22 protein-coding genes are annotated in these 22,570 nt (G+C 50.7%); 14 read left to right on the top strand and 8 right to left on the bottom strand.

Annotated elements, in window-relative coordinates; genetic code table 11:
* Nucleotides 1–30 precede the first annotated feature (30 nt).
* The 3 genes from BSPA111_RS02215 to BSPA111_RS02205 form a co-directional block, all read right to left on the bottom strand.
* Nucleotides 31–426: an MAPEG family protein gene (locus tag BSPA111_RS02215; protein WP_183269578.1), complete on the bottom strand. Its 396-nt coding sequence runs from the start codon at nucleotides 424–426 to the stop codon at nucleotides 31–33.
* A 70-nt stretch (nucleotides 427–496) separates the two neighbouring features.
* A complete protein-coding gene (locus tag BSPA111_RS02210; protein WP_183269577.1) occupies nucleotides 497–1,315 on the bottom strand; it encodes a DUF72 domain-containing protein in 819 nt (272 codons plus the stop codon).
* 138 nt (nucleotides 1,316–1,453) lie between these two features.
* Nucleotides 1,454–2,020, bottom strand: a complete 567-nt coding sequence (locus BSPA111_RS02205) for a hydrolase (protein WP_183269576.1) — start codon at nucleotides 2,018–2,020, stop codon at nucleotides 1,454–1,456.
* A 249-nt stretch (nucleotides 2,021–2,269) separates the two neighbouring features.
* On the opposite strand from BSPA111_RS02205, the gene aspS reads away from it, so the two are divergent.
* The 6 genes from aspS to ruvB all read left to right on the top strand — a co-directional run bounded on the left by aspS (nucleotide 2,270) and on the right by ruvB (nucleotide 7,537).
* Nucleotides 2,270–4,042 (top strand): aspartate--tRNA ligase, encoded by a 1,773-nt coding sequence (aspS, locus tag BSPA111_RS02200; protein WP_183269575.1) that lies wholly within the window; start codon nucleotides 2,270–2,272, stop codon nucleotides 4,040–4,042.
* Entirely contained in the window at nucleotides 4,043–4,486 is a 444-nt protein-coding gene (nudB, locus tag BSPA111_RS02195) for a dihydroneopterin triphosphate diphosphatase (RefSeq protein ID WP_183269574.1), read from the top strand.
* Nucleotides 4,487–4,509: 23 nt separating this feature from the next.
* On the top strand, nucleotides 4,510–5,253 hold the full coding sequence (locus BSPA111_RS02190) for a YebC/PmpR family DNA-binding transcriptional regulator (RefSeq protein ID WP_034496310.1): 744 nt from the start codon (nucleotides 4,510–4,512) through the stop codon (nucleotides 5,251–5,253).
* A 43-nt stretch (nucleotides 5,254–5,296) separates the two neighbouring features.
* Nucleotides 5,297–5,818: a crossover junction endodeoxyribonuclease RuvC gene (gene ruvC / locus BSPA111_RS02185; protein WP_034496011.1), complete on the top strand. Its 522-nt coding sequence runs from the start codon at nucleotides 5,297–5,299 to the stop codon at nucleotides 5,816–5,818.
* A 73-nt stretch (nucleotides 5,819–5,891) separates the two neighbouring features.
* Nucleotides 5,892–6,503: a Holliday junction branch migration protein RuvA gene (gene ruvA / locus BSPA111_RS02180; protein ID WP_183269573.1), complete on the top strand. Its 612-nt coding sequence runs from the start codon at nucleotides 5,892–5,894 to the stop codon at nucleotides 6,501–6,503.
* Between the two features lie 23 nt (nucleotides 6,504–6,526).
* Nucleotides 6,527–7,537: a Holliday junction branch migration DNA helicase RuvB gene (ruvB, locus tag BSPA111_RS02175; RefSeq protein ID WP_183269572.1), complete on the top strand. Its 1,011-nt coding sequence runs from the start codon at nucleotides 6,527–6,529 to the stop codon at nucleotides 7,535–7,537.
* Nucleotides 7,538–7,636: 99 nt separating this feature from the next.
* Here ruvB and znuB read toward each other — a convergent pair whose 3' ends face one another.
* Both znuB and znuC read right to left on the bottom strand, forming a co-directional pair.
* Nucleotides 7,637–8,422, bottom strand: coding sequence for a zinc ABC transporter permease subunit ZnuB (gene znuB, locus BSPA111_RS02170; protein ID WP_183269571.1), 786 nt, complete (start codon nucleotides 8,420–8,422; stop codon nucleotides 7,637–7,639).
* Nucleotides 8,419–9,174, bottom strand: a complete 756-nt coding sequence (gene znuC, locus BSPA111_RS02165) for a zinc ABC transporter ATP-binding protein ZnuC (protein ID WP_183269570.1) — start codon at nucleotides 9,172–9,174, stop codon at nucleotides 8,419–8,421. The genes znuB and znuC overlap by 4 nt, the downstream gene beginning before the upstream one ends.
* 79 nt (nucleotides 9,175–9,253) lie before the next feature.
* On the opposite strand from znuC, the gene znuA reads away from it, so the two are divergent.
* The 3 genes from znuA (at nucleotide 9,254) to lpxM (ending at nucleotide 12,634) form a co-directional block, all read left to right on the top strand.
* Nucleotides 9,254–10,198 (top strand): zinc ABC transporter substrate-binding protein ZnuA, encoded by a 945-nt coding sequence (znuA, locus tag BSPA111_RS02160; protein ID WP_183269569.1) that lies wholly within the window; start codon nucleotides 9,254–9,256, stop codon nucleotides 10,196–10,198.
* Between the two features lie 15 nt (nucleotides 10,199–10,213).
* On the top strand, nucleotides 10,214–11,536 hold the full coding sequence (gene mepM, locus BSPA111_RS02155) for a murein DD-endopeptidase MepM (protein WP_183269568.1): 1,323 nt from the start codon (nucleotides 10,214–10,216) through the stop codon (nucleotides 11,534–11,536).
* Nucleotides 11,537–11,659: 123 nt separating this feature from the next.
* Nucleotides 11,660–12,634, top strand: coding sequence for a lauroyl-Kdo(2)-lipid IV(A) myristoyltransferase (gene lpxM / locus BSPA111_RS02150; protein WP_183269567.1), 975 nt, complete (start codon nucleotides 11,660–11,662; stop codon nucleotides 12,632–12,634).
* Between the two features lie 41 nt (nucleotides 12,635–12,675).
* On the opposite strand, the gene pyk is transcribed toward lpxM, so the two are convergent.
* Nucleotides 12,676–14,118, bottom strand: a complete 1,443-nt coding sequence (gene pyk, locus BSPA111_RS02145) for a pyruvate kinase (protein WP_183269566.1) — start codon at nucleotides 14,116–14,118, stop codon at nucleotides 12,676–12,678.
* Between the two features lie 131 nt (nucleotides 14,119–14,249).
* Complete coding sequence (locus tag BSPA111_RS02140) at nucleotides 14,250–15,119, bottom strand: MurR/RpiR family transcriptional regulator (protein ID WP_183269565.1); 870 nt, start codon at nucleotides 15,117–15,119, stop codon at nucleotides 14,250–14,252.
* A gap of 414 nt (nucleotides 15,120–15,533) precedes the next feature.
* Here BSPA111_RS02140 and zwf point away from each other — a divergent pair, with 414 nt between their 5' ends.
* From zwf to kdgA, 3 genes are all read left to right on the top strand, one after another.
* A complete protein-coding gene (zwf, locus tag BSPA111_RS02135) occupies nucleotides 15,534–17,009 on the top strand; it encodes a glucose-6-phosphate dehydrogenase (RefSeq protein WP_183269564.1) in 1,476 nt (491 codons plus the stop codon).
* Nucleotides 17,010–17,389: 380 nt separating this feature from the next.
* A complete protein-coding gene (gene edd, locus BSPA111_RS02130; protein WP_183269563.1) occupies nucleotides 17,390–19,201 on the top strand; it encodes a phosphogluconate dehydratase in 1,812 nt (603 codons plus the stop codon).
* Nucleotides 19,202–19,264: 63 nt separating this feature from the next.
* A complete protein-coding gene (gene kdgA, locus BSPA111_RS02125) occupies nucleotides 19,265–19,903 on the top strand; it encodes a bifunctional 4-hydroxy-2-oxoglutarate aldolase/2-dehydro-3-deoxy-phosphogluconate aldolase (RefSeq protein ID WP_183269562.1) in 639 nt (212 codons plus the stop codon).
* A 166-nt stretch (nucleotides 19,904–20,069) separates the two neighbouring features.
* Here kdgA and purT read toward each other — a convergent pair whose 3' ends face one another.
* Nucleotides 20,070–21,248, bottom strand: a complete 1,179-nt coding sequence (gene purT / locus BSPA111_RS02120; protein WP_183269561.1) for a formate-dependent phosphoribosylglycinamide formyltransferase — start codon at nucleotides 21,246–21,248, stop codon at nucleotides 20,070–20,072.
* Between the two features lie 137 nt (nucleotides 21,249–21,385).
* Between purT and BSPA111_RS02115 the strand changes: the two genes are divergently transcribed.
* Together BSPA111_RS02115 and BSPA111_RS02110 are read left to right on the top strand one after the other, a co-directional pair.
* A complete protein-coding gene (locus tag BSPA111_RS02115) occupies nucleotides 21,386–21,730 on the top strand; it encodes a YebG family protein (RefSeq protein WP_183269560.1) in 345 nt (114 codons plus the stop codon).
* Between the two features lie 117 nt (nucleotides 21,731–21,847).
* Nucleotides 21,848–22,531: a tellurite resistance TerB family protein gene (locus BSPA111_RS02110; protein WP_183269559.1), complete on the top strand. Its 684-nt coding sequence runs from the start codon at nucleotides 21,848–21,850 to the stop codon at nucleotides 22,529–22,531.
* Nucleotides 22,532–22,570: the final 39 nt, after the last annotated feature.

Below are 22,570 nucleotides of genomic sequence, written 5' to 3'. Positions count from 1 at the left end.
TCCGGAATTTCGAAAGGGTGATATTTTGCGTTAATGCAAAGAGAAAACCAACTCCCATGGCATATACCATAGGTTAGCCAGCACCATCAGGATTAAAGAAGCCCAGGTGGCACTCATGCCAGAACGACGCCAACTGACTAAACGATGATGGAAACCATAAGAATGCATCAGGCGTCCTGCAATCAGCAGCAGCCCACAAACATGCACCATCCATGTTTCGGCACCGTTCATTTCCATCAGTAATAAAAGCAGTAACGCGATGGGAATATATTCTACTGCATTACCGTGAATTCGAATTGCGCTCTGAAGTTCGCTAAAACCGCCATCGCCATAAGAGACGCGGTATTGCAAACGCATACGAACAACATCAAACGAAAACTTAATCAGCAACAATGCACCCAAAACGGCGTAGAGCGCGCTTACCATACTCACATCCTTTAGAGATAGTTCCAGCACTGCCTATGATAGCAGTGCAACCTATCGGCTGTCGCTACCCCTAAAATAGGGAGTTTTGTTTGGGAATTGCCGGTTCGTTGCCTATTTCAGGAAATGCCTGTTGCAAACCTGGCCACAGGGTATGCACTAAATCTTGTACTTGCCCAATATCAGGTGTGTGTAAAAACAGATAAGGGACGGAATTATGTTCCCATTTAGGCAGGGTTTTAAGCCAAACATCGAAGAGCGCGAGGTTTTGTTGCATGTCGTCGCTGCCGATAAACCGCACCAGCGGATTATTGGCTGTCACCAACGCATGAACCGGTACTTTGGGTTTTTTACGTTGTGCGTCGCGGATGGCTTCATTGTGCGGTTTCGCGCTATGGACAGGCCGGCTATCGAGAATTACGCGGTTGACGCCACGTTGATGCAGGCCGCGATTGAGTGATTGTTCATCGGCACTTTTATCGAAGAAAGAAGGGTGGCGAACTTCAACGCCGTAGGTGAAGTCTTTGGGCAATGTATCGAGAAAATTCCACAGCGCGGGTAAATCTGAAGGCCCAAACGTGGCTGGTAGTTGTAGCCAGTATTGCCCGATGCGGTTTGCCAGCGGAGACATTCTGTCGAGAAATTCGGCAGTCAGGTCACCGCACTGGCGCAAGGCTGCAGTGTGAGAGATCGTCGAGGGGAATTTAAAACAGAAACGAAAATCGTCACTGGTTTGTTCACGCCAGCGCAATACGATTTCTGCTTTGGGTAACGCATAAAGCGTGGTGTTGCCTTCCACACAATTGAAGTGTCGAGCGTAATCTTCAAGAGAGGTTATGCCGAGCCGCACCCAGTGAGGGTGCGACCACTGGGGAAGGCCTATATAAATCATCCTACCCGTCATCCTTCAAGTTGTAGGGGTGTTGGCTACGCTCGATTACCCGAGTCACTTACTTTAGTAAGCTCATCGGGATAATCTCCCTTGCCGCCTACCTACAACCTGAATGATATAGGGTAGGCAGTGGTTTATTTAGAGCGAGGAGAGAATTTCTTCAGTGCTACGAACGCGTCCAATACGCGGGAAGATATTCGTCATGCTGCCCTGATGTTGTTCACTGCTGGCAGCGCTACAAGCATCTTCCGCAATGACCAGATTAAAGCCCAGTTCCCATGCGTTACGGGCGGTGGATTCCACGCCGATATTGGTGGAAATACCGCACAGCACAATGGTGTCGATCCCACGGCGGCGTAACTGGAGTTCTAAATCGGTGCCGTAAAATGCGCCCCACTGGCGTTTAGTGACTTCAATGTCGCTCTCTTTTTTACCCAGGGCTTCCGGGTAAACCCACCAATTTTCCGGTAAAGCATGTGCGCCAGCTTGCGCATCAACCGGCTGTTTTAGGGCTTCAGCAAAATCTTTTGACCAGCCAACACGCACCATAATGACCGGCGCATTGTGAGCGCGGAATTTTTCAGCCAGTTTGGCCGAACGAGCCACCACATCCTGTGCACTATACGGACCGCCCGCAAATGGCAAAATGCCTTCTTGTAAATCAATGATGACGAGTGCGGTTCGGGAAGTATTCAGATCTAACATTGGGTGACTCCGGGTCAAAATGAGGTTATCGCGTAATACCTTACGACGGAACGAGAGCACCACAGTTTACAAATTTTGTTAATTTTTGTGAGTTTTGCGCAAACAAGGCACTTTGAAACGCTTCATGCAGGCGTATCGGGCTTATCGCCGGGCATTATTTCCAGTATAATAGCCCCCTTTTTTCAACTATATCTGACATAGAAAATAGTGGCCACCGTTGCAGTGTGCGGCTAATTTAAGGGATATCTCATGCGTACAGTATATTGCGGGCAGCTCAATCAATCCCATGTGGGACAACAAGTAACACTATGTGGTTGGGTCAATCGTCGTCGTGACCTCGGTAGCCTTATCTTTATTGATATGCGCGATCGCGAAGGCATCGTGCAGGTGTTTTTCGACCCGGACCGTCAGGACGCGTTCCAGCTTGCTTCCGAACTGCGTAATGAGTTCTGCATTCAAATCACCGGCACCGTTCGCCCGCGTGATGAGAAAAACATCAATAAAGATATGGCAACGGGTGCTGTGGAAGTTTTCGCAACCGATCTGACCATCATCAACCGCTCTGAAGCGCTGCCGCTGGATTCTAACCACGTCAACACTGAAGAAGCGCGTCTGAAATTCCGTTATCTGGACCTGCGTCGTCCGGAAATGGCAAACCGTCTGAAAACCCGTGCGAAAATCACCAGCTTCGTGCGTCGCTTTATGGATGACCAGGGTTTCCTGGATATCGAAACGCCAATGCTGACCAAAGCCACGCCAGAAGGTGCGCGTGACTATCTGGTGCCTAGCCGTGTTCACAAAGGCAAATTCTACGCACTGCCGCAGTCCCCACAGCTGTTCAAACAGTTGCTGATGATGTCGGGCTTTGATCGCTACTATCAGATTGTTAAATGCTTCCGCGACGAAGATTTGCGTGCAGACCGTCAGCCTGAATTTACTCAGATCGACGTCGAAACCTCTTTCATGACTGCACCGCAAGTACGTGAAGTGATGGAAAAACTGGTTCGCGAATTGTGGCTGGATGTGAAAAACGTTGATTTGGGCGATTTCCCAATCATGACTTTCGCAGAAGCAGAGCGCCGTTACGGCTCAGACAAACCAGATCTGCGTAACCCGATGGAGCTGGTGGATGTCGCTGACCTGCTCAAAGATATCGAATTCAAAGTCTTCTCTGGCCCAGCAAACGATGCTAAAGGCCGTGTTGCTGCACTGCGTGTGCCGGGTGGCGCACAGATTAGCCGCAAACAGATTGACGACTACGGCAAGTTCATTGAGATTTACGGCGCGAAAGGGCTGGCATACATCAAAGTGAACGAACGTGCGAAAGGCATTGAAGGCATTACCAGCCCAGTGGCGAAGTTCCTGAATGCAGACATCGTAGAAGCGATTCTGGCCCGTACCAGTGCGCAAGATGGCGACATGATTTTCTTCGGCGCAGACAACAAAAAAGTTGTTGCCGATGCACTTGGCGCACTGCGTCTGAAAATCGGTAAAGACCTGAGCATCACCAATGAAAATGCGTGGGCACCATTGTGGGTTATCGACTTCCCAATGTTTGAAGACAATGGCGAAGGCGGTCTGACCGCAATGCACCACCCGTTCACTGCGCCAAAAGATATGTCTCCAGAGCAACTGGCGGCAGATCCGGAAGCTGCGGTTGCTAACGCATACGATATGGTCATCAACGGCTACGAAGTGGGTGGCGGTTCTGTCCGTATTCACAACGGCCAGATGCAGCAGACCGTGTTTGGTATCCTGGGGATTACTGAAGAAGATCAACGTGAGAAGTTCGGCTTCCTGCTTGATGCCCTGAAGTACGGCACACCACCGCATGCGGGCCTGGCGTTTGGTCTGGACCGTCTGACCATGCTGCTGACCGGTACCGACAACATCCGTGATGTTATCGCATTCCCGAAAACTACCGCTGCAGCGTGTCTGATGACTGAAGCACCAAGCTTTGCTAACCCGCAGGCTCTGGCTGAGCTGGGTGTGGCAGTGATTAAAAAGGCTGAGAAAGAATAAATGGCCTTTAAGCGTCCCGTTTCGGTATTGGTAGTGATTTTCGCTAAGGACACCGGACGGGTGCTCATGTTACAGCGGCGCGACGATCCTGAATTCTGGCAGTCGGTTACCGGCAGTATAGAAGAGGGTGAAACCGCGCTGTATGCCGCGCAGCGTGAAGTAAAGGAAGAGGTCGATATCGACATTGAGTCAGAGCATCTGACCTTGAATGACTGCCAACGTTGTGTGGAGTTTGAGATTTTTACACATTTGCGTCATCGCTATGCACCGGGGATCACGCGCAACACGGAATATTGGTTCTGTCTTGCGCTGCCTCACGAACGCCAGATAACCATTTCGGAACATCTGGCCTGGGAATGGGCGGACGCACAAGCTGCGGCGGCTATGACCAAATCGTGGAGCAACCGGCAAGCGATAGAAGAGTTTGTAATTGATGTCGCCTGAAAAGGGCGCTTTTGGAGATTGTTATGGCAGGTCATAGTAAGTGGGCCAACACGAAACACCGCAAAGCAGCACAAGATTCTAAACGCGGCAAAATCTTTACCAAAATCATTCGCGAGCTGGTCACAGCAGCCCGTCTGGGTGGCGGCGATCCGGGTTCTAACCCGCGTCTGCGTGCTGCGATTGATAAAGCGTTATCCAACAACATGACGCGTGACACCTTAAACCGTGCGATTGCGCGTGGTGTGGGTGGCGATGAAGATACCAACATGGAAACCATCATTTATGAAGGTTACGGTCCTGGTGGTTCTGCGGTCATGGTTGAGTGCCTGAGCGACAACCGCAACCGTACCGTGGCTGAAGTGCGCCATGCGTTCAACAAATGTGGCGGTAACCTGGGAACTGACGGCTCTGTAGCCTATCTGTTCACCAAAAAAGGCGTTATCTCCTATGCACCGGGCAAAGATGAAGACACCGTGATGGAAGCCGCTCTTGAAGCCGGTGCCGAAGACGTTGTTTCTTACGACGATGGTGCAATTGACGTGTTTACTGCCTGGGAAGAAATGGGTGCTGTCCGTGACGCACTGGAAGCCGCAGGTCTGAAAGCCGACGAAGCAGAAATCTCCATGATCCCATCCACCAAAGCGGATATGGACGCGGAAACTGCACCGAAGCTGATGCGCCTAATCGACATGTTGGAAGACTGCGATGACGTGCAAGAGGTTTATCACAACGGTGAGATCTCTGACGAGGTTGCGGCAACTTTATAATGAGGTTGTCTGAAACCGTAAACCTGTTTATGGGTGACGCGTGATGGCAATTATTCTCGGCATTGATCCGGGGTCACGCGTTACCGGTTACGGCGTGATTCGCCAGACCGGTCGGCAGCTAACTTATTTGGGTAGTGGCTGTATTCGTACTCAGGTTACCGACTTACCCTCGCGTTTGAAGCTTATCTACGCGGGGGTGAGCGAAATCATCACCCAATTCCAGCCTGAATACTTCGCTATCGAATCCGTATTTATGGCTAAGAATGCCGATTCTGCACTTAAACTCGGACAGGCTCGTGGCGCGGCAATTGTTGCAGCGGTAAACCATGATCTTCCTGTTTTTGAATACGCAGCCCGCCAGGTAAAACAGACGGTGGTCGGTATCGGGAGCGCGGAGAAAAGCCAGGTGCAACACATGGTGCGCACCTTGCTGAAACTCTCTGCCAACCCGCAAGCGGATGCGGCGGATGCGTTGGCTATTGCCATCACGCATTGTCATGTTACGCAAAACTCGATGCAGATGAGTGACACGCGATTAAATTTGTCACGGGGACGATTAAAATAAATAGGGCTGGATATTCATCCAGCCTTTTTTATATGATAGTCAAAATTTTTAGCGCAACCGTGGGAGTAGTATTGTGATTGGACGTTTGAGAGGCATCATCCTGGAAAAACAGCCGCCGCTGGTACTCATGGAAGTGGGTGGCGTAGGGTATGAAGTCCATATGCCAATGACCTGTTTCTACGAATTACCAGAAATCGGTAAAGAGGCGATTGTCTTTACTCAGTTTGTGGTGCGTGAAGACGCGCAATTGCTCTACGGTTTCAACAATAAACAAGAACGCACGCTGTTCCGCGAGCTTATCAAAGTGAATGGTGTGGGGCCGAAACTGGCATTAGCGATTCTCTCCGGTATGTCTGCACAACAGTTTGTGAATGCTGTCGAACGCGAAGAAATTGGTTCGTTGGTCAAGCTGCCGGGCGTGGGTAAAAAGACCGCTGAGCGTTTGATTGTCGAAATGAAAGACCGCTTTAAAGGAATGCATGGCGATCTGTTTACGCCTGCAACTGACCTGGTTCTGACGGCCCCGGATAGCGGAGTAGCCGACGACGCAGAAGCGGAAGCGGTTGCTGCACTGGTCTCACTGGGCTATAAACCACAGGAAGCGAGCCGGATGATCAGCAAAGTAGGGCGTGCCGGTGCTGATTGTGAAACGCTGATCCGCGAAGCACTCCGCGCAGCACTTTGAAGTCCTTAAAGGTAGAGTAACGGATGATTGAAGCAGACCGTCTGGTATCGCCAGACACCATCACCCCTGACGAATTAATTGACCGCGCAATCCGCCCGCGATTTCTGGCAGATTACGTCGGCCAGCCGCAGGTGCGCTCGCAAATGGAGATATTTATCCAGGCGGCAAAACTGCGTGGGGATGCGCTCGATCATCTGTTAATTTTCGGCCCTCCAGGCTTGGGTAAAACCACACTTGCCAATATCGTTGCGAATGAAATGGGCGTGAACCTGCGCACCACTTCCGGTCCTGTGCTGGAAAAAGCAGGTGACCTGGCCGCGATGTTGACCAATCTCGAACCTCACGACGTTTTGTTTATTGATGAAATCCATCGTCTGTCGCCAGTCGTTGAAGAAGTGCTGTACCCGGCTATGGAAGATTATCAACTCGATATCATGATTGGTGAAGGTCCGGCTGCGCGCTCAATTAAAATCGACTTGCCTCCTTTCACTCTGATTGGCGCGACAACGCGTGCGGGCTCTCTGACATCACCATTGCGTGACCGTTTCGGTATTGTTCAACGGCTCGAGTTTTATCAGGTAGCCGATTTGCAGCATATCGTGGGCCGCAGTGCCAGCGTATTGGGGCTTGAGATGAGCGATGAGGGTGCGCTGGAAGTCGCACGCCGTGCACGTGGTACACCGCGTATCGCTAACCGTTTATTGCGTCGTGTGCGTGATTTTGCGGAAGTGCGTCATGACGGCACCATTAGTCAGGAAATTGCTTCCCAGGCTCTGGATATGCTGAATGTCGATACCGAAGGGTTTGACTATATGGACCGTAAGTTGCTGCTGGCGGTGATAGATAAATTCCTTGGTGGCCCCGTCGGGCTGGACAACCTCGCAGCCGCTATTGGTGAAGAACGCGAAACCATTGAAGACGTTCTGGAACCTTTCCTGATTCAGCAGGGTTTCTTGCAACGTACCCCGCGGGGCCGTATTGCGACACCCAGAGCCTGGACTCACTTTGGAATTGTGCCGCCTGCACAGCCGTAATTTTAATGAATGTTTTCCCCTCCACATCAAGGAAAGGATTGCGGTGAGGGTGGTGAAATTCCCCTCTCCTTCAAGGAGAGGGTTAGGGTGAGGATGGTTTTAAGCCGCTTGCTTCTTTGCCATACTCAAAACAAACAAAACCGCCGAACTCAGTACCACTGAAGGCCCCGCAGGCGTGTCATAAAACGCCGAGAACGTCAGCCCGCCGGTCACGGAAAGCATACCGATAAGCACCGCAAAACCAGCCATCTGCTCAGGTGTACGCGCAAAACGACGCGCAGTCGCGGCAGGGATAATCAACAGTGAAGTGATAATCAAAGCTCCAACGAATTTCATCGCCACGCCGATAGTCAATGCTGTCACCAGCATCAGCAACATCTTCACCCGTTGAAGGTTAACGCCATCAACATGGGCAAGATCCGGGCTAATGGTCATCGACAACAGGTTGCGCCATTGCCAAAGCAGCACGCCAACGACCACAGCAACGCCAAGGCCGATAGAGATAATATCCGGCATTGTTACTGAAAGAAGATCGCCAAACAGATACGCCATCAAATCGACACGCACGTTAGACATCAAACTCACGACCACCAGTCCCAGTGATAACGCACTGTGCGCCATAATGCCTAACAAGGTATCTAGCGCCAGATGCGGACGCTTCTCGAGCCAAACCAGGCCTAACGCCAGCAACAGCGTTACCGCAATGACGGCATAAAAGGGATTGATGTTTAGCAATAACCCAAACGCAACGCCTAATAAAGAAGCGTGGGCGAGGGTATCGCCAAAGTAGGACATTCGACGCCAGACGACAAACGAGCCAAGCGGGCCTGCAGCGCATGCAAGCAATATCCCGGCAAGCCAGCCGGGTAACAACAATTCAATCATGGCTGGCCATTCCCTCTGCGCAGTACAATTCGTCCAGTAAGATCGTGACGGTGGTTATGGTGGTGGCGATAAATACCTAATTGCTCAGCACCGCGCTGGCCGAACATTGAAATGAATTCCGGATGCATGGACACCACTTCTGGCGTACCCGAGCAGCAAATATGATGGTTGAGACACAACACATCATCGGTTTTTGCCATCACTAAGTGCAGGTCGTGGGAAACCATCATGACCGCGCAGTTAAGTTCATGACGCAACTGATCAATCAGGTTATACAGCGCCAGTTGTCCATTAACATCAACGCCTTGCGTCGGTTCATCAAGTACCAATAATTGCGGTTGATTAAGTAACGCCCGCGCCAGCAGAACGCGTTGATTCTCGCCGCCGGACAGTTTTTGCATGGGGGCTTCAATCAAGTGAGCGGCCTGAACGCGTTTTAGCGCGGGTAAAATATCCGCTTTTTTCACGCCAGGGCGCAGACGCATAAAGCGGCTTACCGTAAGGGGCAGGGTGGCATCCAGATGCAACTTTTGTGGCACATAACCGATACGCAAATCGCGGTCTCGCTTGATAACACCTTCATCAGGCGCTACCAGACCAAGCACCACGCGAACCAGCGTTGATTTTCCTGCACCGTTTGGACCCAGCAGCGTCAGAATTCGGCCGGGCTTGAGGTCGAGTGAAATATCAGACAGCACACGTCGTTGTCCGAAAGAAACAGAGATATTTTCCAGTGATACCAGATTTGTCATGACGATTTCAGGGGTTGCAGAAGTTAGCGGATGTTATAATATCACACATCCAATATTCATAACGATGATAAGTCGCATTATGTTACATAAAAACGCATTTCTTTGCGCAGCTTTAACAACTGCTTTGACGGCAGCTGCAGCCGTACCCGCGCAGGCGGCAGTTGTTGCCTCTATCAAGCCATTAGGTTTTATTGCCGCCGCGATCGCAGACGGCGTCACGCCAACGGAAATTTTACTCCCGGATGGTGCCTCAGAGCATGATTATGCACTTCGTCCATCTGATGTAAAACGCTTACAAAGCGCGGACTTAGTCGTATGGGTGGGCCCAGAAATGGAAGCCTTCATGCAGAAGTCGGTAAATCAATTAGCTGAACAAAAACAAGTGCAACTGGCGGCTCTGCCGGGTGTGCAACCGTTGCTCATGAAAGGCGATGATGATGATGACCATGGGCATGAAGGACATGACCATTCAGACGAAAATAGTGACGCAAATCACCATCATGGTGAATACAACATGCATATTTGGCTCTCGCCAGAGGTAGCGCGGCTGTCAGCGGTTGCAATCCACGATAAATTAGTGGAACTTATGCCCCAAAATAAGGCCAAACTTGACGCCAACTTGCAATCTTTCGAGTTAGGATTAGCCAACATCGATAAGCAAGTTGGTAGCGTGCTCGCGCCGCTCAAAGGAAAAGGGTATTTCGTTTTTCACGACGCTTATGGCTACTTTGAAAAACATTACGGTCTGACGCCGCTTGGCCATTTTACCGTGAACCCTGAAATCCAACCCGGTGCGCAGCGTTTACATGACATCAGAACACAGTTGGTTGAGCAAAAAGCCGTGTGCGTTTTTGCTGAACCACAATTCAGGCCAGCAGTGATCAATGCCGTTGCCCGTGGTACTAACGTCCGTTCCGGAACGCTGGACCCACTGGGCATTGAGGTTAAGCTCGGCAAAGACAGCTATATGCAGTTTTTGAACGGGCTTGCGAACCAATATGCGAGCTGCCTGAAAGGAGATTAATGAGGAAGTGAATACGTGCAACAGATAGCCCGCTCTGTCGCCCTGGCATTCGACAATTTGTCCCGGCCCCATCGCGTTATGCTGGGGTCTCTTACAGTTCTTACACTTGCGGTCGCTGTTTGGCGACCGTACGTCTATAATCCTGAAGCCAGCCCTGTTATCAAAACCATTGAGCTTGAGAAAAACGATATTCGTTCGTTACTTCCTGAAGCCAGTGAGCCGTTAGACCAGTCTCCGGACGCTGAAGACGATACCATTCCACAAGATGAACTGGACGATAAAACCGCCGGTGAAAAGGGGGTTCATGAGTATGACGTCTCTACCGGGGATACGCTTAGCAGTATCCTAAACCAGTACGGCATTGATATGGGTGATATCAGCCAGCTTGCTGCTGTGGATAAAGACCTGCGTAACCTGAAAATCGGTCAGCAACTTTCCTGGACGTTAAATGACGATGGCGAGCTACAGCGCCTGACGTGGGAAATGTCTCGCCGTGAAACACGCACTTACGACCGTTCAGGCAGTACCTTTAAGCTCAGCAGCGAAATGCAGCAAGGCGAATGGGTTAACAATGTGTTGAAAGGCACAGTGGGCAATAGTTTCGTGAGTAGCGCGAAAGAAGCAGGATTAACCAGCGCTGAAATCAGCGGTGTTATCAAGGCCATGCAGTGGCAAATGGACTTCCGTAAACTGAAGAAAGGCGATCAGTTCGCGGTGCTGATGTCACGTGAGATACTTGATGGTAAACGTGAACAAAGCCATTTGGTAGGTGTGCGTCTGCGCAGTAGCGGTAAAGATTACTATGCAATTCGCGCAGAAGACGGCAAGTTCTATGACAGAAGCGGTTCGGGACTGGCGAAAGGCTTTATGCGTTTCCCTACGGCCAAACAGTTCCGTATTTCGTCAAACTTTAATCCTCGTCGCCTTAACCCGGTAACCGGGCGCGTTGCACCGCATAAAGGTGTCGATTTTGCGATGCCGCAAGGTACTCCTGTGTTGGCCGTCGGTGATGGTGAAGTGGTGATGGCAAAACGTAGTGGTGCGGCAGGTTACTTTGTTGCTATCCGCCACGGGCGTTCGTATACCACCCGTTACATGCACCTGAAGAAACTGTTAGTGACACCGGGGCAGAAAGTGAAGCGCGGTGACCGTATCGCACTGTCAGGGAATACTGGCCGTTCTACCGGTCCACATTTGCATTATGAAGTGTGGGTCAACCAGCAAGCGGTGAATCCATTGACGGCGAAACTGCCACGTACCGAAGGGCTGACAGGCTCGGATCGTAACGAATATCTGGCTCAGGTTCGTGAAGTCACACCACAGCTCAGTTTGAATTAATCCAACGCTGTGAACGAAGCCGGTACCCAGTGACCGGCTTTTTCTTTGTCTGAAAGGCATTACCCCGCTAAGATACTTACAAATTCATGTCATCAATGATTTGATGCTGTACTGAGAATATGCATGGAAAAAGCAAAAAAAAGTCACAGTGAGTTCATTCCTGAATTTCAAAAGGCCTTCTTGCACCCGAAATTTTGGGGCGCCTGGCTAGGCGTTGGCGCTTTCGCAGGACTGGCAATGTTACCGCCGTCTCTGCGCGATCCCCTGCTGGGCAAAGTTGGATGTATTGCGGGGCGCTTTGGTAAAAGTGCCCGCCGCCGCGCGCAAATTAACTTGCTGTATTGTTTCCCTGAGATGCCGGAAGCCGCTCGTGAAGCGGTTATCGACGAAATGTTTGCCACTGCCCCTCAGGCGATGGTGATGATGGCGGAGTTGGCGCTTAAAGATCCGAAAAAGGTCATGCAGCGCGTTGACTGGCACGGCAAAGAGATCATCGACGGGCTTAAGCAACGTGAAGAAAATGTGATTTTCCTGGTGCCACACGGATGGGGAGTGGATATTCCAGCGATGTTACTTGCGTCGCAGGGGCAAAAAATGGCCGCCATGTTCCATAACCAGGGCAATCCATTATTTGACTACATGTGGAACACAGTGCGCCGCCGTTTCGGTGGTCGGCTGCATGCGCGTAACGATGGGATTAAACCGTTTATCAGCTCAGTGCGTCAGGGGTATTGGGGATATTATCTGCCAGATCAGGATCACGGTGCTGAACACAGCGAGTTCGTCGATTTCTTCGGAACGTATAAAGCGACGCTGCCCGCAATCGGTCGTTTGATGAAGGTAGCACGCGCACGAGTTGTGCCTTTGTTCCCGGTGTATAACAGCAAAACTCACCGTCTGGACATTCATATTCGTCCACCGATGGACGACTTAGTCGATGCGGACGACAACACCATTGCGCGCCGTATGAATGAAGAGGTCGAGATTTTGGTGGGGCCGAATCTGGAACAATACACCTGGATTTTAAAATTGCTCAAAACTCGCAAGGAAGGGGAGACCGAACCCTACCGCCGCAAAGAGCTCTATCCAAAGAAATAAAAAAGGGGCCAAATGGCCCCTTTTTTCATACTGCGGTTGAATTACTCAACACACAGGATGCGCGTTGTGTTGGTTGTACCAATGGTACTCATCACATCGCCCTGGGTAACGATAACCAGATCACCAGAAATCAGGTAGCCTTTATCGCGCAGCAGATTTACCGCATCGTTTGCTGCAGCAACGCCGTCGCTTGGACTATCGAAATGCACTGGCGTCACACCACGGTACAAAGAGGTGAGGTTCAGCGTGCGCTCATGGCGAGACATGGCGAAAATAGGTAAACCAGAGCTGATACGGGAAGTCATCAACGCAGTGCGGCCTGATTCTGTCATGGTAATAATCGCGGTAACACCTTTCAGGTGGTTTGCCGCATACATGGCAGACATCGCAATCGCTTCTTCAACGTTGTCGAACTGCACGTCCAGACGGTGTTTAGATACGTTGATGCTTGGGATTTTTTCAGCACCCAGGCAAACACGCGCCATCGCAGCAACGGTTTCAGCCGGGTATTGGCCTGCTGCAGTTTCCGCAGACAACATAACCGCATCAGTACCATCGAGAACGGCGTTCGCAACGTCCATCACTTCGGCGCGCGTTGGCATTGGGTTGGTGATCATCGACTCCATCATCTGAGTCGCTGTGATCACCGCACGGTTCAGTTTACGAGCGCGACGAATCAGGGTCTTTTGAATACCGACTAACTCTGGATCGCCGATTTCAACACCCAAGTCTCCACGAGCAACCATGACCACATCAGATGCCAGGATAACGTCGTCCATCGCCGCTTCGTCGCATACTGCTTCAGCACGTTCAACTTTTGCGACAATCTTCGCGTCACAACCCGCATCACGCGCCAGGCGGCGTGCGTAGTTCAGGTCTTCGCCACAACGCGGGAAGGATACTGCCAGGTAATCGACACCGATTTTAGCCGCAGTAATAATGTCGGCTTTGTCTTTATCGGTCAGCGCTTCGGCTGACAGGCCGCCACCCAGTTTGTTGATACCTTTGTTGTTCGACAGCGGGCCACCTACGGTGACTTCTGTGAACACTTTCATACCCTGAACGTCGAGTACTTTTAACTGTACACGGCCATCATCAAGAAGCAGGATGTCACCTGTGACGACGTCCGCTGGCAGACCTTTATAGTCGATGCCCACTTTTTCTTTGTCGCCTTCACCTTTACCCAGGTTGGCATCAAGCAGGAATTTGTCACCGATATTCAGGAAGACTTTACCTTCTTTAAAGGTAGAGACACGAATCTTTGGACCTTGCAAATCGCCCAGAATAGCGACATGGCGACCCAGTTTCGCGGCGATTTCACGAACTTTATCAGCACGGATCTGATGATCTTCTGCGGTGCCATGGGAAAAGTTCATACGCACCACGTTTGCGCCAGCTGCAATAATCTTTTCCAGATTATTGTCGCGATCGGTAGCCGGGCCTAAGGTGGTAACGATTTTGGTTCTACGTAGCCGTCTGGACATGTATTACTCCGTTGACTGAAACAACTTTGGTGTTGCGTTAACAAAAGATTCGGTGAATCGGAATGCGTTGAAAAACGCAAAACAACAACTTAACCGAATGACCTAAAAAGTTACAGCTTTGTTATAAAATCTTACGAGCTTTCGCCAGAGACGAACATTCCCTTATCAAAACGCGATTCCTTGAGCGCTTCTTTGACTCGCTTCAAGTTATCTCTGAATTTCGCGCCTCGGCGTAAAGTAAAACCCGTTGCCAGCACGTCAATCACCGTCAATTGTGCAAGGCGGGAGACCATCGGCATATAAATATCGGTATCTTCCGGTACGTCCAGCAGCAAAGAGAGGGTTGCTTCGCGAGCCAGTGGGGAACCTTCTGAGGTTATCGCCAGCACAATGGCATCGTTTTCGCGTGCCAGTTGCGCCAGTTCAACCAGATTTTTAGTGCGACCGGTATGTGAAATCAGCACGACAACGTCTTCTTCACTGCAATTCATGCAGCTCATGCGCTGTAAAACGACATCGTCGGAATAGATAACCGGCACATTAAAACGAAAGAATTTATTCATCGCATCATGTGCGACGGCAGCCGAAGAACCCAAACCAAAGAACGCTATTTTCTTGGCTTGCGTGAGCAAATCTACGGCACGATTGACTGCGGCCATATCCAGTGATTGCCGCACCTGGTCAAGGCTTGCCATGGCAGATTCGAAGATTTTCCCGGTATAAGCTTCTACGCTATCGTCTTCATCAACATTCCGGTTTACATAAGGAGTGCCATTCGCCAGACTTTGCGCCAAATGTAATTTAAAATCCGGGAAGCCTTTTGTTTCAAGGCGGCGGCAGAAGCGGTTGACTGTCGGTTCGCTAACTTCAGCAATGCGGGCGAGAGTGGCAATGCTTGAATGAATGGCATCTTGCGGTGCGGTTATAATCACTTCTGCGACTTTACGTTCTGATTTGCTAAGGTGTTCCAGTTGGGACTGGATTTTGTCCAGCATATTCATAGGTGTCCGGCACTCATGGATTTTGTCGATTTCTATAAAAGGAGAAATCGTGGCACGATTTAGCAAGAATATACGCTTGCCATTCAGTGAAGGGGCAAGTTAATCGGTGTAATGATGTTGTTTTTTTTCATTACATGATCAGTGTCTAACTTTAGGCATGATATACATCGACAACAAATCGTCAGAAAATTCCACGACACATCGCGAAAAGTGGCTCTGACGGGCAAGGGTTGCCAGAAAATACGATCAATTAATCGGCAATGGTTTACCTGGATTCACCAAAAGCAGTACATTGTTCTGTAATAAAATTACAAACGGGCCGGTGCATACCCAAAGTCATTCGAGTGGCAGCCAACACCCTGCAGCGAGAAGTATGATGGGTAATCCCGGACATCCGAAACGAGGAGATTAAACATGGCGGTAACACAGACAGCTCAGGCATGTGACCTGGTGATTTTCGGTGCAAAAGGCGACCTTGCGCGTCGGAAACTGCTGCCATCCTTATATCAGTTGGAAAAGGCGGGGCAGATCCACCCAGATACACGTATCCTGGGCGTGGGCCGCGCAGACTGGGATAAAGAGGCGTATACCAAAGTGGTGCGTGAGGCGATCGAAACCTTTATGAAGGAAAAGATCGACGAAAGCCTCTGGGATAAATTGAGCGGCCGTCTTGATTTTTGCAATCTGGATGTGAATGACACTGCAGCTTTTACCAAACTCGGTAAGATGCTCGATCAGCAAAACCGCGTCACTATCAACTATTTTGCGATGCCGCCAAGTACTTTTGGCGCAATCTGTAAAGGTTTGGGTAAGGCGAAACTCAACGCCAAACCTGCTCGCGTGGTGATGGAAAAACCACTCGGCACCTCGCTTGTGACCTCTCAGCAAATCAACGACCAGGTCGGTGAATACTTTGAAGAGTGCCAGGTCTACCGTATCGACCACTATTTAGGCAAAGAAACGGTACTGAACTTGCTGGCGCTGCGTTTTGCTAACTCCCTGTTTGCTAATAATTGGGATAACAAGACTATCGATCACGTGGAAATCACGGTTGCTGAAGAAGTCGGTATTGAGGGGCGCTGGGGTTACTTTGATCAAGCCGGGCAGATGCGCGACATGATTCAAAACCACTTGCTGCAAATCCTGTGCATGATTGCCATGTCACCGCCGTCAGACCTTACGGCCGACCATATCCGCGACGAAAAAGTGAAGGTTCTGCAATCACTACGCCGCATCGATCGCAGCAATGTGCGTGAGAAAACAGTTCGTGGCCAGTACACATCCGGTTTTGTGCAGGGAAAAAAAGTCCCTGGCTACCTGGAAGAAGAGGGCGCGAACAAATCAAGCGGTACCGAAACGTTTGTGGCTATCCGTGTGGATATCGACAACTGGCGTTGGGCTGGCGTGCCGTTCTACCTGCGTACCGGGAAACGTCTGCCAACCAAATGCTCTGAAGTCGTTGTTTACTTCAAGAGCCCGGCGCTGAACTTGTTTAAAGATTCCTGGCAAGATTTGCCGCAGAACAAACTCACCATTCGTCTGCAGCCAGATGAAGGCGTGGATATTCAGGTGCTCAACAAAGTGCCTGGACTTGATCACAAGCACAACCTGCAAACCACCAAACTGGATCTGAGCTACTCCGAAACCTTCAACGAGTCTCATCTGGCAGATGCGTACGAGCGCCTGCTGCTGGAAACCATGCGGGGTATTCAGGCGCTGTTCGTGCGTCGTGATGAAGTAGAAGAAGCGTGGAAATGGGTCGACTCAATCACTGAAGCGTGGGCTGCTGATAACGATGCGCCAAAACCTTACCAGGCTGGTACCTGGGGGCCAGTAGCATCGGTGGCGATGATTACGCGTGATGGGCGTTCCTGGAACGAGTTCGAGTAAATCCGCGTCATCATTTCGAGTTGCCTCTTTGTTGGCTTTCCTCGCTCACCCCAGTCACTTACTTATGTAAGCTCCTGGGGATTTACTGCGTCGCCGCCGCGATGCAACTCGAATGATTTAGCGGATTAAAATGGTCAGGTTTCGTAAAAAACGTGTAACAAAGGATTTGGATTTTACCGGTAACATGATCTAACACCAAAGAGGTGTAATTTTTTCAATATAAAAGCCCTGACTGGATTCACCAGCAGGGCTTTTTTATTTACACTAGCTGAAGCGATTTTGCCCTGATGGTGCGGATAGCCGCCTCACACAAAGAAAATGAGCCGGTAATGTCGACCACCTGCCCAAAGCGACGGCAGCCACTTTAAAGAGGATCTGTTATGAATCCAATTTTGTTACGCGTAACAAAACGTATCGTTGAACGCTCTCTCCAGACCCGCGAAAATTATCTGGCCCGCATAGAAAAAGCGAAGTCCAACACCGTCCATCGTTCTGAGTTGGCGTGCGGGAATTTGGCTCATGGCTTTGCTGCTTGCCAGCCGGATGATAAAGCTGCGCTCAAGAGTATGTTGCGTAACAACATTGCGATCATTACCTCCTATAACGACATGCTCTCTGCTCATCAACCGTATGAGTATTACCCTGACCAGATCCGTAAAGCGCTGCATTCTGTTGGTGCTGTCGGTCAGGTTGCGGGTGGCGTGCCAGCCATGTGCGATGGCGTGACTCAAGGCCAGGATGGTATGGAGTTGTCACTGCTCAGTCGCGAGATTATCGCGATGTCTACGGCTATTGGTCTGTCACACAATATGTTCGACGGCGCACTGTACCTTGGCGTATGCGACAAAATCGTCCCCGGTTTAACCATGGCCGCACTTTCATTTGGCCATTTACCTGCGGTATTTGTACCGTCAGGCCCAATGGCCAGCGGTTTAGCGAACAAAGAGAAAGTACGCATTCGCCAGCTTTATGCAGAAGGCAAAGTTGACCGTCTGGCATTACTCGAGTCTGAGGCCGCGTCTTATCATGCGCCGGGTACCTGTACATTTTACGGTACCGCCAACACCAACCAAATGGTGGTTGAGTTCATGGGGATGCAGTTGCCGGGATCTTCTTTCGTTCATCCAGATGCCCCTCTGCGCCATGAGTTAACGGCTGCAGCGGCACGCCAGGTGACACGCCTTACCGGCAATGGCAACGAGTGGATGCCAATCGGTAAAATGATTGATGAAAAAGTGGTAGTAAATGGCATTGTCGCGTTGTTAGCGACCGGCGGTTCAACCAACCACACTATGCACCTGGTCGCGATGGCGCGTGCGGCAGGTATCATCATTAACTGGGATGATTTCTCTGATCTTTCGGATGTCGTGCCGTTACTGGCGCGTTTGTACCCGAACGGCCCGGCTGACATCAACCACTTCCAGGCCGCGGGCGGTGTACCTGTGCTGATGCGCGAATTACTCAAGGGTGGTTTGCTGCATGAAGATGTCAATACCGTCGCGGGCTTTGGCCTGCATCACTACACCATGGAACCGTGGCTGGATAACGGGCAACTTGCGTGGCGTGAAGGTGCAACAACGGCACTTGATACCGATGTTATCGCGACCTTTGAAAAACCCTTCTCCAAACACGGAGGTACCAAAGTGCTTAGCGGTAATCTCGGTCGCGCCGTCATGAAAACGTCAGCGGTTCCGGTGGAAAACCAAATTATCGAAGCGCCAGCGGTCATCTTTGAAAGCCAGCATGATGTTTTACCTGCGTTTGAAGCAGGCCTTCTTGACCGCGATTGCGTGGTGGTTGTGCGTCATCAAGGGCCAAAAGCGAATGGCATGCCAGAATTACATAAACTTATGCCGCCACTTGGGGTATTATTGGACCGCTGTTTCAAAATTGCGTTAGTCACTGATGGACGGCTATCGGGCGCGTCAGGAAAGGTGCCCTCTGCAATCCATGTTACCCCAGAAGCTTATGATGGTGGGCTGCTGGCAAAAGTCCGTGATGGCGATATGATTCGCGTCAACGGTCAAACGGGTGAACTGACATTGCTGGTCGATGATGCCGAGTTGGAAAAACGCACTGCATACCACCCGGATCTCAGCGCGGATCGCGTTGGAACCGGCCGTGAATTATTTAGCGCGTTACGCGAACAGTTATCTGGCGCGGAACAGGGCGCGACCTGCATTAAATTTTAAGGACCAGATGTAGCAAATGCCGCACTGGAAATGAATGATAAAGTTGGTTGAAGAGGCTTTTAGATGAAAAATTGGAAAACTACTGCGGAACAGATCCTGAAAACAGGACCAGTCGTTCCGGTTATCGTAGTCAACAAACTGGAACACGCAGTACCAATGGCTAAAGCATTAGTGGCTGGCGGCGTACGCGTTCTGGAAGTGACTCTGCGTACACCATGTGCAATGGACGCTATCCGTGCAATCGCGAAAGAAGTACCAGAAGCGATTATCGGTGCGGGTACTGTTCTGAACCCACAGCAACTGGCAGAAGTGACCGAAGCTGGCGCGCAGTTTGCTATCAGCCCAGGCCTGACCGAGCCGTTGCTGAAAGCAGCAACTGAAGGCACCATCCCATTGATCCCTGGTATCAGCACTGTTTCTGAACTGATGCTGGGTCTGGACTACGGCTTGAAAGAATTCAAATTCTTCCCGGCTGAAGCGAACGGTGGCACCAAAGCTCTGCAAGCTATCGCGGGTCCATTCTCTCAGGTTCGTTTCTGCCCAACTGGCGGTATCTCTCCGGCTAACTACCGTGACTACCTGGCGCTGAAAAGCGTTCTGTGTATCGGTGGTTCCTGGCTGGTTCCAGCTGATGCGCTGGAAGCGGGTGATTACGATCGTATTACTACTCTCGCTCGTGAAGCAGTCGAAGGCGCGAAATAACACTTTATCCTTCGAGCTGTAGATGCGTTGGCTACGATAATTCACCTCGGTCACATAGTCACCTATGCTCCCGGGGATTCATTATCTTGCCGCCTTCCTACAACTCGAATGATCTTGTGTTATAGATATTGCAGATGAATCCTCGCTCGAAAGAGCGGGGATTTTTTTACCCTTTAACGTTTACCGCTTTGGTTGCCGCAATGGCACGCGCAATGGCATCTTCCACGCTCGTTCCTGTCGCCAGCGCCACACCCATACGACGTTTACCGCTGATTTCTGGTTTACCAAACAGACGCACCTGCAAACCCGCGCCAAGCGCTGCACCCACGTTGCCGTACTGCACATTGTCGCTGGTCAATTCTGGAAGGATCACCGCAGACGCAGCGGGACCATACTGGCGGATATCGCCAATGGGCAGGCCAAGGAATGCGCGAACATGCAAGGCGAACTCTGACAAATCTTGAGAAATCATTGTCACCATGCCGGTATCGTGTGGGCGAGGGGAGACTTCGCTGAAAATAACCTCATCGCCACAAACGAATAACTCGACACCAAATAGCCCATAACCCCCTAACGCTTTCACCACTTTCTCGGCGATTTCTTGCGCACGGGCAAGGGCGATATCGCTCATTTTCTGCGGCTGCCAGGACTCACGATAGTCACCGTCTTCCTGGCGATGACCAATGGGTGCACAGAAATGTACGCCATCGATTGCGTTGATGGTCAAGAGAGTGATTTCAAAATCAAAATTCACTACGCCTTCGACTATCACACGCCCTTTACCGGCACGACCGCCAAGTTGAGCGTATTCCCAGGCTTTGGCTAACTGATCTGCCGTGCGGATAAAGCTTTGCCCTTTACCGGAAGAACTCATTACGGGTTTCACGATACAAGGCAGACCAATTTCTTCGACGGCTTGCAAGAATGCGGATTCGCTATCGGCAAAACGATAACTGGAGGTAGGAATAGCCAGCTCTTCAGCCGCCAGACGGCGAATACCTTCGCGGTTCATCGTGAGTTGGGTAGCTCTTGCGCACGGCACGACGTTCTGGCCTTGCTTCTCAAGCTCAACCAGCATATCTGTGGCAATGGCTTCAATTTCGGGAACAATAAAATCGGGCATTTCTGCGGCGACTAGCTTTTTAAGCTCAGCACCATCCAGCATATTAATGACATGGCTACGGTGCGCGACATGCATCGCAGGGGCGTCGGCGTAACGATCAACAGCAATCACTTCCAGACCCAGGCGCTGACACTCAATCGCCACTTCTTTTCCTAATTCGCCCGAACCCAACAACATCACACGAGTAGCTGAAGGACGAAGCGCTGTTCCCAACATTGACATAATCTGTATACCCAAACGGAAAAATAGACCGGCGAATTATAAACGAAAACGTTTGCGTGCGCAGCGACTTTCCCGCTTGCGATGCAAGGACAATATTATTATACTGTTTAAATAAACAGTTAAACCGGAGCTGCAAGATGGCGGTTGAAATCAAATACGTTGTTGTACGAGAGGGGCAAGAAAAAATGTCATTTGCCAGTAAAAAGGACGCAGACGCCTATGACAAAATGCTCGATCTGGCAGAAGTGTTGAGTGACTGGCTCACTCACAGCCCTATTGCTCTCGAAGAAGGCCAAAATGACGTGCTGGCGATGTGGATGGCAGAAAACAAAGATGTGCTTTCCACCGTGCTCAAAAGTGGCAAATTGCCGGAGCTGGAAACCGAGACACCCGCGGAAGAAACGTCTGAGGACACCACCGGGGAAGCGGTTACTGACGATAAAGTGACCGAGCATCCGCGTAAGCGCACTAAAGCCGCCTAAGTTTTGTCGCGTCGGGATACCGGCGCGTTTCTTTTCTCATCTTTAGTCTGGTCAGACACTTCTTGACAGCCTTTCGCTTAACCTCAGTTGTTAAGTTCCGTAAAAAGGGTGTCTCTCATGAGCAATTGGTTACAGCAGCTTCAGTCTATGCTGGGACAAGCGACGCAGCCCGGCCAGAATCAATCCCCACAGAATCCATCCTCACCCTCTCCTCAGGGGCTGAGTAAATTACTGGTGCCAGGCGCACTGGGTGGCTTAGCAGGGCTACTGCTGGCAAGTAAATCATCACGTAAACTACTGACAAAATACGGGACCAGCGCATTACTGGTCGGCGGTGGCGCCGTCGCTGGAAGCGTGTTGTGGAGCAAGTATAAAGATCGCGTCCGTGATGCCCATCAGGGGGAACCGCATTTTGGGCAGCAACAATCGCCAATTGATGTGCGCACGCAACGCTTGGTGATGGCACTGGTATTCGCCGCCAAGAGTGACGGCCACATTGATGACAAAGAACGACAGATAATCGAACAGCAGTTACGTGATGCCGGTGTTGAAGAGGCAGGCCGTACCCTGATCCAACAGGCTATCGATCAACCGCTTGATCCGCAGCGTTTGGTTCAAGGCGTTAATAACGAAGAAGAAGCGCTGGAACTTTACTTCCTTAGCTGCGCTGCAATCGACATCGACCACTTTATGGAACGTAGTTATCTCAATGCGTTGGGTGATGCCCTAAAAATTCCACAAGATGTGCGTAACGGTATCGAACAGGATATTCAGCAACAGAAACTCAATCTGCCGGGTTAATCCCGGCATTTTCCTCAAAATCCCACGTTACGCTTGCAA

Source organism: Buttiauxella sp. A111 (assembly GCF_014189855.1).
Taxonomy (GTDB): domain Bacteria; phylum Pseudomonadota; class Gammaproteobacteria; order Enterobacterales; family Enterobacteriaceae; genus Buttiauxella; species Buttiauxella selenatireducens.
Note: the sequence above shows the minus strand (reverse complement) of the source record. Positions and strands in the feature narration are given on the sequence as shown.

Bases quoted from the DNA above. Each gene is read 5' to 3' on its own strand.
- BSPA111_RS02215 (WP_183269578.1), bottom strand. From the start codon at position 426: ATGGTAAGCGCGCTCTACGCCGTTTTGGGTGCATTGTTGCTGATTAAG.
- BSPA111_RS02210 (WP_183269577.1), bottom strand. From the start codon at position 1,315: ATGATTTATATAGGCCTTCCCCAGTGGTCGCACCCTCACTGGGTGCGG.
- BSPA111_RS02205 (WP_183269576.1), bottom strand. From the start codon at position 2,020: ATGTTAGATCTGAATACTTCCCGAACCGCACTCGTCATCATTGATTTA.
- aspS (WP_183269575.1), top strand. From the start codon at position 2,270: ATGCGTACAGTATATTGCGGGCAGCTCAATCAATCCCATGTGGGACAA.
- nudB (WP_183269574.1), top strand. From the start codon at position 4,043: ATGGCCTTTAAGCGTCCCGTTTCGGTATTGGTAGTGATTTTCGCTAAG.
- BSPA111_RS02190 (WP_034496310.1), top strand. From the start codon at position 4,510: ATGGCAGGTCATAGTAAGTGGGCCAACACGAAACACCGCAAAGCAGCA.
- ruvC (WP_034496011.1), top strand. From the start codon at position 5,297: ATGGCAATTATTCTCGGCATTGATCCGGGGTCACGCGTTACCGGTTAC.
- ruvB (WP_183269572.1), top strand. From the start codon at position 6,527: ATGATTGAAGCAGACCGTCTGGTATCGCCAGACACCATCACCCCTGAC.
- znuB (WP_183269571.1), bottom strand. From the start codon at position 8,422: ATGATTGAATTGTTGTTACCCGGCTGGCTTGCCGGGATATTGCTTGCA.
- znuC (WP_183269570.1), bottom strand. From the start codon at position 9,174: ATGACAAATCTGGTATCACTGGAAAATATCTCTGTTTCTTTCGGACAA.
- znuA (WP_183269569.1), top strand. From the start codon at position 9,254: ATGTTACATAAAAACGCATTTCTTTGCGCAGCTTTAACAACTGCTTTG.
- lpxM (WP_183269567.1), top strand. From the start codon at position 11,660: ATGGAAAAAGCAAAAAAAAGTCACAGTGAGTTCATTCCTGAATTTCAA.
- pyk (WP_183269566.1), bottom strand. From the start codon at position 14,118: ATGTCCAGACGGCTACGTAGAACCAAAATCGTTACCACCTTAGGCCCG.
- BSPA111_RS02140 (WP_183269565.1), bottom strand. From the start codon at position 15,119: ATGAATATGCTGGACAAAATCCAGTCCCAACTGGAACACCTTAGCAAA.
- zwf (WP_183269564.1), top strand. From the start codon at position 15,534: ATGGCGGTAACACAGACAGCTCAGGCATGTGACCTGGTGATTTTCGGT.
- edd (WP_183269563.1), top strand. From the start codon at position 17,390: ATGAATCCAATTTTGTTACGCGTAACAAAACGTATCGTTGAACGCTCT.
- kdgA (WP_183269562.1), top strand. From the start codon at position 19,265: ATGAAAAATTGGAAAACTACTGCGGAACAGATCCTGAAAACAGGACCA.
- purT (WP_183269561.1), bottom strand. From the start codon at position 21,248: ATGTCAATGTTGGGAACAGCGCTTCGTCCTTCAGCTACTCGTGTGATG.
- BSPA111_RS02115 (WP_183269560.1), top strand. From the start codon at position 21,386: ATGGCGGTTGAAATCAAATACGTTGTTGTACGAGAGGGGCAAGAAAAA.
- BSPA111_RS02110 (WP_183269559.1), top strand. From the start codon at position 21,848: ATGAGCAATTGGTTACAGCAGCTTCAGTCTATGCTGGGACAAGCGACG.